The 15,628-nt window shown below is 45.0% G+C and carries 12 protein-coding genes; 7 read left to right on the top strand and 5 right to left on the bottom strand.

What is annotated here, in order from left to right; translation table 11 throughout:
* Positions 1 to 151: 151 nt before the first annotated feature.
* Positions 152 to 2,605, top strand: coding sequence for an MMPL family transporter (locus OCU46_RS06150; RefSeq protein ID WP_244311354.1), 2,454 nt, complete (start codon positions 152 to 154; stop codon positions 2,603 to 2,605).
* A gap of 338 nt (positions 2,606 to 2,943) precedes the next feature.
* Here the strand turns inward: OCU46_RS06150 and OCU46_RS06155 are convergent, their stop codons facing one another.
* Entirely contained in the window at positions 2,944 to 5,274 is a 2,331-nt protein-coding gene (locus OCU46_RS06155) for a YgiQ family radical SAM protein (RefSeq protein WP_141270095.1), read from the bottom strand.
* 126 nt (positions 5,275 to 5,400) lie between these two features.
* On the opposite strand from OCU46_RS06155, the gene OCU46_RS06160 reads away from it, so the two are divergent.
* The 3 genes from OCU46_RS06160 (at position 5,401) to OCU46_RS06170 (ending at position 7,631) form a co-directional block, all read left to right on the top strand.
* Entirely contained in the window at positions 5,401 to 6,591 is a 1,191-nt protein-coding gene (locus OCU46_RS06160; RefSeq protein WP_141270097.1) for a BamA/TamA family outer membrane protein, read from the top strand.
* A 54-nt stretch (positions 6,592 to 6,645) separates the two neighbouring features.
* Positions 6,646 to 7,338 (top strand): hypothetical protein, encoded by a 693-nt coding sequence (locus OCU46_RS06165; protein WP_141270099.1) that lies wholly within the window; start codon positions 6,646 to 6,648, stop codon positions 7,336 to 7,338.
* Between the two features lie 92 nt (positions 7,339 to 7,430).
* Entirely contained in the window at positions 7,431 to 7,631 is a 201-nt protein-coding gene (locus OCU46_RS06170; protein WP_141270101.1) for a DUF4250 domain-containing protein, read from the top strand.
* 64 nt (positions 7,632 to 7,695) lie between these two features.
* Here OCU46_RS06170 and OCU46_RS06175 read toward each other — a convergent pair whose 3' ends face one another.
* The 3 genes from OCU46_RS06175 to OCU46_RS06185 all read right to left on the bottom strand — a co-directional run bounded on the left by OCU46_RS06175 (position 7,696) and on the right by OCU46_RS06185 (position 10,860).
* Positions 7,696 to 8,235: a hypothetical protein gene (locus tag OCU46_RS06175; protein ID WP_141270103.1), complete on the bottom strand. Its 540-nt coding sequence runs from the start codon at positions 8,233 to 8,235 to the stop codon at positions 7,696 to 7,698.
* A 203-nt stretch (positions 8,236 to 8,438) separates the two neighbouring features.
* The gene (locus OCU46_RS06180) at positions 8,439 to 8,936 is read right to left on the bottom strand and encodes a response regulator (RefSeq protein ID WP_141270105.1); all 498 of its coding nucleotides are present in this window, start codon (positions 8,934 to 8,936) and stop codon (positions 8,439 to 8,441) included.
* A 16-nt stretch (positions 8,937 to 8,952) separates the two neighbouring features.
* Positions 8,953 to 10,860, bottom strand: coding sequence for an ATP-binding protein (locus OCU46_RS06185; RefSeq protein WP_141270107.1), 1,908 nt, complete (start codon positions 10,858 to 10,860; stop codon positions 8,953 to 8,955).
* A 164-nt stretch (positions 10,861 to 11,024) separates the two neighbouring features.
* Between OCU46_RS06185 and OCU46_RS06190 the strand changes: the two genes are divergently transcribed.
* Positions 11,025 to 12,293 carry a DUF945 family protein gene (locus OCU46_RS06190; protein ID WP_141270109.1) on the top strand — a complete coding sequence of 423 codons (1,269 nt, stop codon included), beginning with the start codon at positions 11,025 to 11,027 and terminating at the stop codon, positions 12,291 to 12,293.
* Positions 12,294 to 12,441: 148 nt separating this feature from the next.
* Positions 12,442 to 13,524, top strand: a complete 1,083-nt coding sequence (serC, locus tag OCU46_RS06195; protein WP_141270111.1) for a 3-phosphoserine/phosphohydroxythreonine transaminase — start codon at positions 12,442 to 12,444, stop codon at positions 13,522 to 13,524.
* Between the two features lie 19 nt (positions 13,525 to 13,543).
* Here serC and OCU46_RS06200 read toward each other — a convergent pair whose 3' ends face one another.
* A complete protein-coding gene (locus OCU46_RS06200) occupies positions 13,544 to 14,446 on the bottom strand; it encodes a LysR family transcriptional regulator (protein WP_141270113.1) in 903 nt (300 codons plus the stop codon).
* A gap of 104 nt (positions 14,447 to 14,550) precedes the next feature.
* On the opposite strand from OCU46_RS06200, the gene OCU46_RS06205 reads away from it, so the two are divergent.
* Positions 14,551 to 15,552 (top strand): zinc-binding alcohol dehydrogenase family protein, encoded by a 1,002-nt coding sequence (locus tag OCU46_RS06205; protein WP_141270115.1) that lies wholly within the window; start codon positions 14,551 to 14,553, stop codon positions 15,550 to 15,552.
* The last annotated feature ends 76 nt before the right edge of the window (positions 15,553 to 15,628 follow it).

Genomic DNA, 15,628 nt, shown 5'->3' on the forward strand with positions numbered 1-15,628 from the left:
CCAAAAGCTTATTGTGTCGTGGAAAAATGACGATTATGTGACCGTCTGAGCGATGAATAGCCTATAAGTCGCTGTATCGATTGCTTAAAGCAGTCTCTTGTTCAATAATTTGCCTACTTTTCTCCACCGTCGCTTTGCTGAGGCACCTACTGTGCAACGTTTCACTGACACTATTATTCGTTTCCCTAAGACCTTTCTATTACTGCTTGTGATGGTTACGATGGCTGCTGCCTATTATGGGTCGACTCACTTTTCAATGAATGCGGATCTAAGTGACCTTGTCGAACAAAAAGGGGAATGGCGTGACAATCTTGACGCGGTAGAAGCGGTATTTCCTGATTCTGGAAACATTATCATCGCGGTTTCATCAAAGGACGGTGAGCAAGCCAAGATAGCGACAGAGAAATTGACCATGGCGTTCAAAGAACGTCAGCTGTTTGCTGATGTATTCGCGCCGTCGACTTTACAGTGGTTCGAACAATACGCTATTGGCTTTTTAACCGAGAAAGAGTACCAGTCTCTTAGAGACAAGGTTGCACTGTTATTGCCGGATGTTATGGTCTCGACTCAGATGAATAACTTGCAGCCTTACCTTGGTGCGTTGGACAAACAACTGTCTGACCCCGAGCGCTCTGCGGATGAAATTAACACATTGATGCAACCGCTTTTAGAAGCGCTGCAAGACCAAGACGTTGATTGGCAGGCGTTGCTATTTGCAGATGTGTCTGTGCCCAATGGCTATGTGATTAGCTTAAGCGCAGTGCCTGATTATGCTGAAACTGAACCAAATAAACTCATTATGAATACGGTTCGTGAAGTGATCTCCAGTGTAGGCATGCCTGCGGATGTGATGGTGCGAGTGACTGGCCAAACCGCATTAGATTATGATGAAATTCAGGATGCGAACGATAGCGTTGCGCTTGCCGGAACAGTATCACTAGTGAGTTTAATCCTTATTCTCGCAATCGGTATTCGCTCGTTAAGGATTATTGTTGCAAGCTATCTTGCGGTAATCGTTGGTTTAGTCTGGACCTTTGCCGCGGGCTTATTGCTGGTGGGGTCATTCAATACCATCTCCATTGTCTTTATGGTGATTTTCATCGGCTTAGGTGTGGATTTTGCGGTTCACCTTAGCCTACATGTGTATGAGCAAAGATTAAAGGGGCACGACAATAGTGAAAGCTTGGCGCTCTCGGTTCAGCACTGCATCTCGCCATTAGGGCTATGTGCCTTATCATCAGCAATTGGTTTTCTGAGCTTTTATCCGACGGCCTACAACGGGCTAGGTGAGCTTGGAGTCATTTCAGCGGCAGGTATGATTTTAGGCCTTGTTGCCACCTTCTTAGTCATTCCGCTTTTTTTCCAGTTCTTCGGTTATCCAAAGGTCAAGAGAAGCAATGCTAAACGTTCGAAAGTGGCGTTGAAACTCAGCGAGTTTATTGTTGCTCAGCACAGAAAGATCATCTTGATGACTTTAGTTGGCGCGGTGGTGACTGGGTATGGAGCAATGCAGTTTCAGTTTGATTTCTCGACCTTAGTGTTAAAGAACAAAAACTCTGAGTCGGTAGAAGCCTTGCAATGGCTACAAGACAATAAACTGGGTTCTAGCTACCAGCTATTTGCGGTTGCTAAGGATCGTCAGCAAGCACAGAAATGGGAGAGTCAGCTACAAGATAGCCCTGAAGTCGCCGCTACCATTAGTGCGAACTCATTTTTGCCACAAGATTTTTCGCAGCGAGTGAATGAATTAAAAGAGTCGGCGACGCCAGAAGCAAAACGCCCGACAATGATGACGTGGTCAGAGTTTGCGAAAAAGCACCAGCAGTTACTTAACTTGCAAGGTGCGTCAGATACAAGATTCGACGAAACCACTTTGCAGCAGCATTTAACCGCCAAGATTCAGCCTCTAATGCAGGAATTAGCCACTGCTGGGACAACCATAGAGGATCCTAACGTTGACATGCTGCCATCTGAAATTGCCAATAAATATATTGCTAGTGATGGTCAGTGGCTGGTCTCTGTGACGCCATCGGGCGATATGCGAGATGTAGCGCAGGTGAATGCATTTATAGAGACTGTGCAGCGTGTAGCCCCTTTAGCTACTGGTCGCGCCGTTGCAGAGCAGCAAGTAGGACAAATCATTGTTAAGGCGTTTTATACCGCAATAGCGATATCGATTGTCAGCATCACCCTTATCTTGCTCTTTAGCGTTCGTTACAAGTTGGATATCTTGTTTATCTTTATTCCATTACTGCTAACGACAACCACGACACTTGCTATAGCCCATTGGTTTGGTCAGTCGTTGAATATGGCCAACATTATTGTGATACCGCTAATTTTCGGTCTTGGTGTGGATAATGGTATTCATATAGTGAAGCGATTTAGACATGAGCAAACCATTACCCGTTTCTTCTCATCTTCAACCCCTAAAGCAACTTTGATTAGCTGTCTAACCACCATTGCTACCTTTGGTGCTTTGACCTTAGCTGAACATCAAGGGATGTATTCTATTGGGTTTTTGCTGACCATAGCGCTCAGCGCAATACTTTGCTTTAGCTTGCTAATCTTACCTGCGTTCTTGCACAGGTTTGAACCTAGAGGGTAAAGCGAATCGAGAGTCGTAGAAACGAAAAACAAGGCCTTATGGCCTTGTTTTTGTGTGTGGAGCATTTATTTTGGCTTGGGTGCTTTCTAAGGTCCTGAATTGAATTCAGGATGACGTTTTGCTTGGCCGAGGTGCGAGGTTTAAGATACGGTTTAAGCTAAGATTCTGAATCGATTACAGAGAGACAATCTCGGCAAATCTCAATAGTGTCACCACACCATGCCCAAGTCGTCATACTGGAGAATTCGCAGAATTCATCCAGTACCTTAGGTATATCATTACTAAGTATTGCACAGGCGCTAGAGATACCACCGACTAACACCTCTAAACTGGGTATCTTACCTCTGACGACTTGGCTTCTTGCCTGCCTTTGGTTTACCTGCATGTGGGCGGTTTTGCTGACCACCTTTGTTGTTCGCACCCGTTTTACCTTGGGCATTATTTCCTTTGGTACTGTTGCTTTGGCTATTACGTCCTTGGCCTGCATTACCTTGAGTAGCATTGCCATTACGGCCTTGTCCTGGTTTCGCTTTGCCTCTTTGGTTTGGCTTGCGAATGTCAGGCTGGCTGTCGGTATGCTTGGTGGCAAAACGGTGTGCTCCGTGGCGCCCAGACTTACGGCGCTGTGCCGGCGTTTGCTTGTCTAAATCTTCTTCTGGAACAAGGCAGTTTGGCTTGTCACCAATTAGGTGTTTTTTACCCATGCTGATCAGAGCTTCACGGATCATTGGCCAGTTAGCTGGATCGTGATAGCGAAGCAATGCTTTGTGTAGGCGGCGCTGACGCTCACCTTTCGCAACAGGGACATCTTCACGCTTTTTATATTTAACGCGCTTCAGAGGGTTGGTCTCTGAGTAGTACATCGCTGTCGCGTTACACATAGGTGAAGGATAAAAGTTCTGAACCTGATCACACTCGTAGCTGTTTGATTTTAGCCACAGCGCAAGATTCACCATATCTTCGTCTTCTGTGCCCGGGTGGGCAGAGATGAAGTAAGGGATCAGGTACTGCTTTTTACCCGCTTCTTTACTGTATTTCTCAAACATTTCTTTGAAACGGTTATAGGTCCCCATGCCCGGCTTCATCATTTTATCCAGAGGCCCTTTCTCTGTATGCTCTGGAGCAATCTTAAGGTATCCACCGACGTGGTGAGTTACCAACTCTTTCACATATTCTGGAGACTCAATCGCCAAATCGTAACGAACACCAGAGGCAATCATTACTTTTTTCACACCTTGCACCTTACGGGCAGCGCGGTATAGATCAATGGTGTGCTTGTGGTCTGTGTTGAGCTTGTTACAGATGCCTGGGAATACACAAGATGGGCGACGACAAGTTGCTTCAGCCTTTGGAATGCTACAGCCAAGTCGGTACATGTTAGCCGTTGGGCCACCAAGATCAGAAATTGTGCCAGTAAATCCAGGAACCTTGTCTCTGATCTCTTCTAATTCGTTGATGATCGATTCTTGAGAGCGATTTTGAATAATACGCCCTTCATGCTCTGTGATAGAGCAGAATGAACACCCGCCAAAACAACCGCGCATGATGTTGACCGAGGTTTTGATCATGTCATAGGCTGGGATCTTAGCCTTGCCGTACATAGGGTGGGGTACACGTGCAAACGGCAAACCAAATACGTAGTCCATCTCTTCTGTTGTTAGAGGGATAGGAGGTTGGTTTACCCAAAGCTCACGATCACCATGACGCTGAATAAGCGCTCGGCCTGAGTGAGGGTTAGTTTCTAAATGCATCACGCGACTTGCGTGGGCATATAGGATTCTGTCGTTATGCAGTTTTTCATACGCAGGTATGCGAATAGCCGTTGTTTCAGAGTCATGGCGACTAGGGCGCACTACTACGGGCTCTGCTTTAACTTCGGTTTGCTCTGAGGTTTTATCACTGCAGTTGGTTTCAACTTCGTAAGGGTTAGTCGGTACGAAGGCTTTGCCGGGTTTTTCAATGCGTGACGAATCAATGATCTTAAATTGCTCTGGAGCTTCTGCTAGGTTTACCGCAGTGCCGCGAATGTTGGTCATCTGCGCAATGTCTTCACCATCAGCAAGACGATGAGCGACCTCTATAAGAGCACGTTCAGCATTACCAAACAGAAGTAAGTCAGCCTTTGCATCAAAGATCACCGAGCGGCGCACTTTATCTGACCAGTAGTCGTAGTGCGCGATGCGACGAAGACTCGCCTCGATACCGCCAAGAACAATCGGTGTTCCCTTGAAGGCCTCGCGACAGCGCTGAGAATACACTAAGGTCGCGCGATCAGGACGTTTACCACCTTCGTTGTTCGGAGTGTAGGCATCATCGTGGCGTAATTTTCTATCCGCTGTGTAGCGGTTGATCATTGAGTCCATGTTGCCGGCGGTAATGCCAAAAAATAGATTTGGTTTACCAAGCTTCATGAAATCGTCTTTGTTGTTCCATCGCGGCTGCGCAATGATACCAACGCGGAAGCCTTGAGCTTCTAAAAGTCGCCCAATGATAGCCATACCAAAGCTTGGGTGGTCTACATACGCATCACCAGTGACAATAATAATGTCACAACTGTCCCATCCTAGAGCGTCCATTTCTTTGCGACTGGTTGGCAAGAATGGTGCGGTTCCGAAACACTCAGCCCAATATTTTTTATATTGGTGGATTGGAGTAATAGTGTTGTGCATTTTTTGACCTCTTTTGAGCAAGCGGTGCATTATAGCGATTAGTGTTAAGGTTAGCTAGCAGAAGCCAGAATTTTATATATACTCAGTAAATAGTCCTTTAATTTCATATATATAAGAGTCCCTTTTATGAGTAAGCCTATTCGCCACTTCTCCTGTCTATTGGCTCTCACTGGCTCTGTTTTCAATACGGCTCATGCAGTCAGTTTCACTGACCCTGTCGATGGCATGTTTGATATGGGCGAATATCTTGCTGAAAACGCCTACGGATTTCTGCCAATTCCCGTAATTATAACCGAGCCTGCGGTAGGTTATGGTTTGGGCGTAATAGGTATGTTCTTGCATGAAACCGAAGAACAAAAAGAAAAGCGTCGTAAGCTCGCAATGGAGTCGATTGATGGTGGCGCGCAGCTTATTCCTCCTGCGGTCACTGTTGCCGGTGGCGCAGCTACAGAGAACGGTACTTGGTTTGCACTGTTAGGGCACAGACGCGTATGGAAACAAGACTCTATTCGTTACATGGGCGGAGTAGGCTTTGGTACAGCGATCATGGAATTTTATCCCTTCTCTAATAGTGGAGGGCCGTTGCAAGATGTGGGAGTTGAGCTTGAAACTGAGGGTTTTGGCGGAATGCAAAAACTGCAGTTTAGAATAGCTGACACTAAATTGTTTTTGGGTGTGCAACAGTTCTATGCCGATAGCGAGGTAAGACTTAAGAATAACACTGGGATTGGCTCCGATAGTTTTACGCTTGCTGAGACACGCTCTTCAGGCTTGGGGTTTAACCTTGAATATGACGCCAAAAATAGCTTCTTTTATCCGACAGCAGGGTGGGATTTTGTTGCCGAGTATCTATGGTATAGAGAAGGTATAGGCAGTGACAATGACTACGAAACTTTCTTAGCCTCGAGTACTGCGTATGTGCCTATTGCGACGAATTGGACTCTGGCTTTTGCGGTTGAATACAACTCGCTGACAACGGATGAGACGACGTTACCGCCACTGGCTTATCCTGATATATCCCTTAGGGGTATTCCAGTGAACCGCTATCAAGGTAATTACACCAGTTCTTATCAAACACAGGTGATGTGGCAGTTTACTCCAAGATGGAGTATGTCACTGTTTGGTGGTGTCGGCGGTAATAGTGGTGTCGGCCGCTCTAATGAAGGTGCATCGGCTATGTTCGACGATATGAAGTGGGCGTACGGCACAGGCTTTCGTTACTTAATTGCTAGGCGCTATGGCGTTCATATGGGAATGGACTTTGGCTTTAGTGAAGAGGACAGTGCGTTCTATTTTAATGTTGGCACGGGATTGTAATCACGCAAGGGGAGGTTACACTATTTGCCCTCACTGTTTTTGATTGATGACACTATGGACACTTACGCTCAGCTATCGATACAACTTTTCTTGCCTATGGCGATTGGTGCATTAGCGATTTTGATTTTGGCCTTAACTAAGGGTGAGATTTGCCCAGGTCAAAGAGGTCGACTGCACAAACAACTGCCTATTATTGCCTGTTTATTCTTTATTTGTGGTGGCGCTATGCCAGCGTTTATTGTTCCTGCTGCGCTACTTGTGTACTTTTCGGTACAAACCAAAACAGGTAAAACACGAGACAGTGGTCCGCTATTTCTATTGATGCTGGCGGGCGTGTCAGCATGCTTATTCTGGATATTATCCATTGTGAACAGTGAACCTAGGTTTGTTGTGGGCTCTTTAAGTATCGCAATCGGTGAGTTGATATTCTTAGGTGCGGCCCTGGGGCACCTTCTTATGATCAGAGCAAAGACTCGCCTTCAAGCATTCCATACATTATTACCTGTTGCCGGCATTGCTTCGGCAATGTTGCTCGTATTATCAGTGTTGATTCAGGCTCATTGGGCTTGGGGTGAGAATAGCGATCTCGTCATATCCCAGATTAGCTTTGCCTTCCCGTTACTACTAACAGCAATCCTTGTATGGAGCTGGCACCTATTTCGCTCATCTACTGTGAATCAGTATCAAGTTCTCGTAGCAAGCGCATTGGGAATTAGCGGCAGTTATTTACTCCTTCCTCTGTTTTGATGAAATTTTGCCATTGATCACTGTCAAACGCTCGGTTTGCAACTAATCTTGTAAGAGGTGGTTTAAGGGGCAGTACGTCTAAGAGGTGACACATGGATTTAAGTAACATCAAACGCTGGGACAGTAACATCCTGCTGAGTATCGTTAACGAGAAGCTGCGTTTAGAGTGCGACAGCATTGAAGAATTAGCCAGTATGTACGAAATTGATGCAGGTAGCTTGGCAGATAAGCTAAGTGGTGTGGGTTATCAATATGATCCACTGACTAATCAGTTTAAATCTCACGACTTCTAATCACTGGTTAAATATACTTATAAAAAATGGCTACCCTAAGGTAGCCATTTTTTATATTGGGGCTTTAGAACACAAAGCGTGTCGTCAGCATGAACTGATCACCGTAGAAGTCGTTGATCTTGCCTTCTAGGCCAAGAGAGAAAAGCTCAGTTGCGTGGAAACGACCATAAACGCTACCAATCCAGTCGTCATTGCTGTCGATAGTGACGTAACCTACGTTACCGCCTAGCTCAAATTGTGGACCTAACCATTGGCGCCAGCCAAGGTTCACTTCCATACCAAGATCGTTGTCGAACTTGTCGTTGTCAACAACACGAAGCAGCATTTGGCCTGTGATATCTGCCCAGTTTGTCACTGGAGCGTGGAATCCTAGACCTGTGCGAAGGTTGTAATCACTTTCAAACTCAGAGTCGATAGTTGCTACAAAGTGCGCGTTAGGGTGAATAGCTTTGCTAAATCCCGCACCGAAGGTTAGAGGTGCCATGCCGATGCGAGCTTCAAAGTAATCGTAATTGAAGTTGCTCATGACTGCTGGGCTGTTTGCAAAGGTGGCGCCAGAAAAAGTCGCGGCTACAGCAAGTGCAGCACAGGCTAATTTACGCATAATTTTTGATAACCTACTTAGTGGAAATTGTTAGTCCTTGGCTCAAAGGGGGTTTATGCCCTTATTCTTCATGCACCGAGTGAATGAATGGCCTTTTATAATGCTGACCATATTAATAGAACAAGACTATTACCTCCACTAAAACAGAGGCTTATATCCGCTAAATTTCTGTCAATTTTCACAAAGCTAGCGCTTTCGCACGTTTATTCGCCGAATTGAGTGCGTTTTTCCGAAACGGCCTGCAATATTTTAGCGGTATCTAAGAAGCGAGCCCATTGCATTGGCTCTTCTTGGGTCTCTATAACGTAACGGGTTAGGTGCTCCGTGACGATGTTAACGAGTTCCTCTTTTTTCCAAGGTTTAGCAATGTAGAAATCTAAGCAGTGGTGGTTGACCGCATTGACGGTATCATTGAGGTCGGCCTGTCCCGTGAGTAACAGTTTTTTAGCCGCCTTCGTAGAAATATTCTGATGCAGCTCAATAAGGTAATCGACTCCAGTTTCTTCTGGCATAATGTGGTCGCACAAGATCATCGCTAAAGGGGTGTTTTCTACTTGATACTCAGCAATGACTTCACGCGCCTCGGAGACAGATTCGGCAGCTTCAATTTCACAAAACTCTGCAAAGGATTTAAGGTCACGAACCACACTTTCTAAGACGTCTCTCTCATCGTCGACACATAAAATTAATAGCTTGTTCATTCATTCCCTCATTGGTTCACATTGATTGCGGTATAAACGGCAGACGAACAATCATCTGCGTCCCTTCTCCGACGGTAGATACTGCGGAGATAGTTCCTTGGTGCTGGTGGACAATTTGCTGGCACACGGATAACCCTATGCCTAGACCAAAGTCGCCCTGTTTTTTGGTGGTAAAGTTAAGCTCGAAAATGCGCTCGAGCTGTTCGGGTTCAATTCCTATGCCGTTATCTTGAAATACGATCTCTATCTGTTGTTCATCTGCGACTAATGTCGTGTGAATACTGAGCTTTCCATTGTTATCCATAGCGTCTAGGGCGTTGGATATTAGGTTTGTCCATACCTGCTGCAGGGCAATGGGGCGACAAAAAGTTGGAGGGATTAAGTGATAGTCTCGCTCTACACTGATATTTTTTAATCGGTTCTCAAAAATGACCAGCGTATCCTCAATGCCTTCGTGTATATCGACTTTTTGTGTTGATTCTTCATCAGAGCGTGCATAGCTTTTTAGGCTTTTCACCATGTCGGCGATACGTTGTGAGCAGACATTTATCGAACGTAAAGTCGTGCCGGCAGTGTAATAATGATCAAGCTGTTTGAGAATTTTATCGACGTCTTGATGCGCTAAGATAGTATCTACGTGCTCTTCAAGCCCCATATTCACCACCATTTTAGCTTGTTGCTTGGTTGGCATTTTATTGGCTATAGATTTGGATTTTTGTCGTAGTTGTGCGGTAGAGATGGGGTTAGAGCGTAATGCTCGTTCAAGTACCTGCTTGCCAAGGAGTTTACTGGTTGGGTTGAAGTCCTCGGTATCTTGGCTAATTTCATGAATTAGGGTATCGGAGCTGCGTAAAATGGCGGCTATAGGATTGTTTAGCTCGTGGGCAACGCCCGCAACTAATTGCCCTAGAACCACCATCTTTTCATTTTCAACCAGCTGAGTTTGCGCCGCTTCAAGGGATTCGAAAGTATGCTGCAACTGTAATTTAGTATGAATGCTGCGTTGCAGTCGGCGGTTGAAGTGTCGCAATAATAAATTGGTGAATAACGGAAGAAGGGCGCTGTTTGAGTGCATTACCTCAGTAAAGGTTGTTTTGCTGAGTTTGATTACATGGGTTCTACTCAGGGTGAGAGCAGTGGAAAATGATTTTTCTCCGGTGACAAATGACATGCCGCCGATAATGCCCCCTTTGCCATGTCGAACCACTTCACGCCGCTTTCCATGCTCGTCTTGCTTGTATAACGCGACTTCACCCTTGGTGATAAACCATAGAAATTGATTTGGCTCTCCCTCTTTGGTTAAAAGGTGAGAGGGTGAGTATCGGCGAATAGCCCGTGATTCGTCGCTTTTTGCAAAAAAGGCTTCTAGGGCGTTACATACCTTTTCCGATAACTCGTCATCACTTATGGAGTGATAATCACGAATAAAATCGCTGCGGTAGGCGTGGATGCGCTTATCAATATGCGCTCTGATGATTTTTTGGCTATCTAACACCGAGCCATAGGGTAACCAGTCTATCTTAGGTTGGTTGACGATGAATTCGGTGAGCTCTTTTTTAATGATTTGAGTGGTATTTTCAAGCTGCAATGGGTGGGTAAAACAGTGATCCAATCGCCCTTCGTTCACTGCTGTAATCACACTCTCCAATTGGTTAGCGTCACAGGTCAGTATCTTACGACAACTTGGGTAGTGGGGTTCGAGATCAACAAGTAACTGTGACGCGCTAGTATTGAGCGATTCAGTCGCGATAACCATGGAGAGTTCTTGACGTTTAACTCGAATTTCTTCCAGGCATGCGTAGGCATCGCGAACGTTTTTCGCGAACAACGGTCTAAACTTGCGCTCATAAGGTTTGAGAGCAAGCTCAAGTATTGATAGTGAGTTTGGATCGTCTTCGATACAAAGAACGCAATATTGAGTCATAATCAACCCATCTTTTTATTGCACTGTAACAATTTTAATCTCACTCAAATGAGAGCCAGTTAAAGTTATGTCAGTAAAGCGAAAATATCCTAGAAAATACTGATTTATCTCAATTTTATCTGTATAAAAGAAAGTAGACGTGCAAACACAGAATTTATAAGAATATGCGACAATTAAAATCTATAGCTGCAGTAGGCGGCGCAGTAGCCCTTATCGGTATCTGGCCTTTGGCCGTAGGTCACATTGGTCAAACCATAGTGACGGACGGTATTCAAAATTTCGATAACCAAGACATCAAGGTAGAATTAGAAGAATACGATAGAGGTTATCTTAGCTCAGTTGCCAAGACGCTAGTCACAGTTACAGACCCACAAGCAGTAGCTCAACTTAATGCTTATGGTTGGCCGACTCAGTACGAGCTAGTACACCATATTAATCATGGGATGTTGAGCCTAAGCGGCGAGACTTTCTATGCACAAATGCCTGAGCTTAAGCTCCTTACAAAGACACAGCTTAATGGCAATACTGAGTTTTCTACTAATTTGAAAGCGCAGCAATTCCAAATTGGTGGTAGCGAGCCAATGACAGCACTGCTGGGTGCGCTGGATATCGAAGGTTCGGTGAGCGTATTGGGGGAGCTTGAGTACCAATTGACTATGCCTTCTCTAGAGTTTGACTATGAAAGCGGCGCTATGATTCGCTTCGATGGTTTAACAAGTAGCGGTGAAGGTAAGGTAGAACAAGGTCTCTGGATGGGCGAGCAAACCTTGTCGCTCGATAGCTTTGTGGTCAATGACTATGAAGGAGTCAACCTCGTTGAAATGGGTGGCTTAAGCTATCAGTTCCAAACGAGCCAAGATGAAACAGCACAAACCCTGCAAGGTGATTATCAACTGACCCTGCAAGAGTTTAAAAATCACGATGGTGAAGCTAAAAACCTGAGCCTAAGCTTTACCGCTGGTGGTTTTGATAAATCTGCGTTCTTAGATTTATCTGAGATGTACCAAAATAGTCCAGTATGGACAGAGCAAGATACCGCTAAAGCACTACCTAAAGTGGATGAACTGCTTGCTAAGGGCTTCTTCATGTCCTTGAATAAGTTCAGTGTCGATGTGGATGAAGGTCACTTTGAATCAAATTGGAATATGAATCTGCCTTCAGGTGAAGCGAATTCATCTAAAGACTTCCTACAGCTTATCGAACTATTACAAGGGGATATGAATGCCTTTGTTTCTAGTGACTTAGTGATGGCTTATCCTTTCATTCAAGAAAACTTGGATGAATTGTTAATTATGGAAGTTGCATCGCAAACCGATAATGGCTACAGCATGGCCTTGCAACTGAAGGATGGGAAGATACTGTTCTCTAACGGAAAAGAAGTGCCAGTCATCTCGTTATTGCTGCCAATGCTAATGCCACAACAAGCACAGTAAAACCAATCACCTACAGGAAAAATAGCCATAGTTTGGTGCTTTATACCAACTATGGCTTTTTTATATCAAAATGAGACTTAAATCTTGTTTTAAGCTGGGGTATAGTCATTGAAAACATTGATTGAATCACTTGGAGTAAGTAAACGAAATGGACGCCATTTATAACTTTAGTGCCGGACCTGCTGGCCTACCAAAAGCCGTGATGGAATTAGCTCAGAAAGAGTTTGTTGACTGGAACGGTATGGGCCGCTCAGTGATGGAAATTAGCCATCGTAGTAAAGAGTTTATTGCAGTCGCGGAAGCTGCTGAGCGTGACTTGCGCGAATTACTTCAAGTGCCAAGCAATTATAAAATTTTGTTCTGCCAGGGTGGTGCGCGCGCTCAATTCTCAGCAGTACCGATGAACCTTCTCGGCCAGTCCACAAAGGCGTGTTATGTTGATGGTGGTTACTGGGCAAACAGTGCTATTGCAGAGGCAAACAAGTATTGTGAGGTCCAGGTTGTTGATGCAAAAACTGAGCGTGATGGTAAGGCTGCGATAGCGCCTGCAACATCTTGGCCTATCGATGATGACGCTGCATACGTTCACTATTGCCCAAATGAAACCATTGATGGTATTGAGATCAATGATCTTCCTGTTACTGATAAGCCAATTGTTGCGGACATGTCATCGACCATTCTGTCTCGTCAAATTGATGTGAGTAAGTTTGGCGTTATCTATGCAGGCGCGCAGAAGAACATTGGCCCTGCGGGCATTACACTGGTAATTGTTCGAGACGATTTGCTTGATTTGGCGAGTGATATCTTGCCGAGTACGCTGAGCTACAAGCTGCTTGATGAAAAAGAATCTATGTATAACACGCCACCAACCTACGCTTGGTATTTGTCTGGGTTAGTGTTCAAGTGGTTAAAGTCTATCGGCGGTATCGCTGAGATGGAAAAACGCAACCGCAATAAAGCGGCTGCATTGTACAAGGCGATAGATGATTCTGATTTCTACAAAAACAACGTTCATCCAGACAACCGTTCATTGATGAATGTACCATTCCAACTGGCTAAACCAGAGCTCGATGCATTGTTCCTAGAGCAAGCAGAGGCGAAAGGTTTGGTGGCGTTAAAAGGCCATAGAGCGGTGGGTGGTATGCGCGCGTCTATCTATAACGCGATGTCAGAAGAAGGCGTGAACGCTCTTGTTGAGTTTATGGGTGAGTTTGAGAAAGCAAACCGCTAAAACTGAAAGCTGTCAGCATTTAGCTGACAGCTAGAAGACGTGTTTGTAGAAACTCTTTCAACGCTTTCACTAATCCGCTGAACTGACTTCGGTCGGTGAAAATCATATATAAAGGGGCGTGCTCGCCACGCCACTCTTGCGCTAGAGTAATTAAGCGACCTTCTTTAATATCTTCCAGTACATCTAATCGTGACTTATAAGCGATACCATGCCCATTTAATGCCCACTGACGCACCATTTGACCGTCACTGGTTTTGCGATTTCCGTTTACCTTAATCACCAATTGTTGCTCAGACTGATGATGAATAAAGTGCCAACGATTGTGCAACTTTTGATTAAGGGCGAAGCAGAGGCAATTGTGTTGCTTGAGATCCTCAGGCTCAGTAATTTTGGCGTGGGACTGTATGTATTTAGGAGACGCGCACAGAATGCGATAGTTTTCCTTAAACAAAGGTATGGCAATCATATTGGAGTCTTCAGGTTCCCCGATGCGAAGAGCTACATCAACGTTTTGTTCGTAAAGGTCGGCATAACTGTCAGAAAGGTGTACATGCACTGATACCTTAGGATGTAGAGCTAAAAACTCATCTATGAGGGGCATAATGACGCCTCGCCCTGTATCTGAGGGCATAGAGAGGCTGATGTTGCCTGCTAGTTCTTGATCTTTCTCTGTTAACTCATCTATGCCTTGCTCAAAGATAAGCATAGCTTGCTGGCATCGAGGCAAAAACAACTCCCCTTGAGGCGAGAGTCGCAACTTTCTTGTAGAGCGGATAAATAAGGGGACATCGAGCTCAGTTTCTAATCTTTGAATCGTTCGACTAATGGCCGCAGGAGTTTGGTCTAAACTACGAGCAGCGGCTGAGAGGTTACCGAGCTTTGCGGTTTCAAGGAAGACCTTTATATCGTGTAGTGATTTCATTTTTAACTTTTTGTAAAAAGTGTTTTGAGCGAAGCTTAGTTTTTCAAACTAAACGTGTCAATTAAACTGGTTGTATATAACGGCATTAATCTGGAGAGCAAACAATGAAGGCGGTCGGATATCAAGTTAACCTACCTATCGAAAATGAAGATTCATTACAGGATATTACGCTCGATAAACCGAGTGCCGCAGGCAGGGATCTGCTTGTCAAAGTTAACGCTGTTTCAGTTAACCCAGTGGATACAAAAATACGCTCCAATGTGGCTCCAGAGTCGGGCTATAAAGTGATTGGCTGGGACGCGGTTGGCGTTGTCGAACAGATCGGTGAGAAGGTCAGTTTGTTTAATGTTGGTGACCTTGTTTGGTATGCAGGGGATCTCACGCGCTCGGGGACTAATGCCGAGTATCAATTGGTAGATGAACGCATTGTTAGTCTTGCCCCTACTTCTGTAAGTGTTTCACAAGCTGCAGCACTACCACTAACCACGTTAACAGCGTGGGAGATGTTGTTTGATCGTCTGCGCGTTGATAAAGACGCAGAGCAAAGTATTCTGATTATTGGCGCTGCGGGTGGGGTGGGCTCAATCATGGTACAGCTTGCGAAAAAGCTCACCAATTTAAAGGTTATCGCCACAGCTTCTCGTTCTGCCTCTGTAGAGTGGCTTAAACAGCTTGGCGCAGATCAGGTAATCGATCACAACCAATCTATGAGTGAACAACTTGGAATGACTGATTGTGTTGATTATGTAGTGAGTCTAAATAATACCGAACAACACATGCCTGAAGTAATGAAGCTCATTAAACCGCAAGGTCAATTTGGTTTGATTGATGACCCAATGTCTTTTGACATCCGAGCACTAAAACAAAAGAGTGTATCGCTGCACTGGGAGTTTATGTATACCCGATCGATGTTTGAAACCGATGACATGCAAAAACAGCATGATATCTTGCAAGCAGTGGCAAGAATGATTGATTCTGGAGAGGTGAAAACCACTCTCGGAGAGCATTTTGGTGCAATCAATGCCGCTAACCTAAAGCGAGCACATGCGCTATTAGAGTCTCAAAAGGCCCGCGGAAAAATCGTACTGGAAGGCTTCAACGACTGATCTGAAGTGCATAAAAAAGCCCGGCAGCGTATTTACGTTGCGGGGCTTTGTTGTATTTATTGGTTAGCTAACTTGG

The sequence above is a fragment of the Vibrio comitans genome, assembly GCA_024346835.1.
GTDB classification, from domain to species: domain Bacteria; phylum Pseudomonadota; class Gammaproteobacteria; order Enterobacterales; family Vibrionaceae; genus Vibrio; species Vibrio comitans.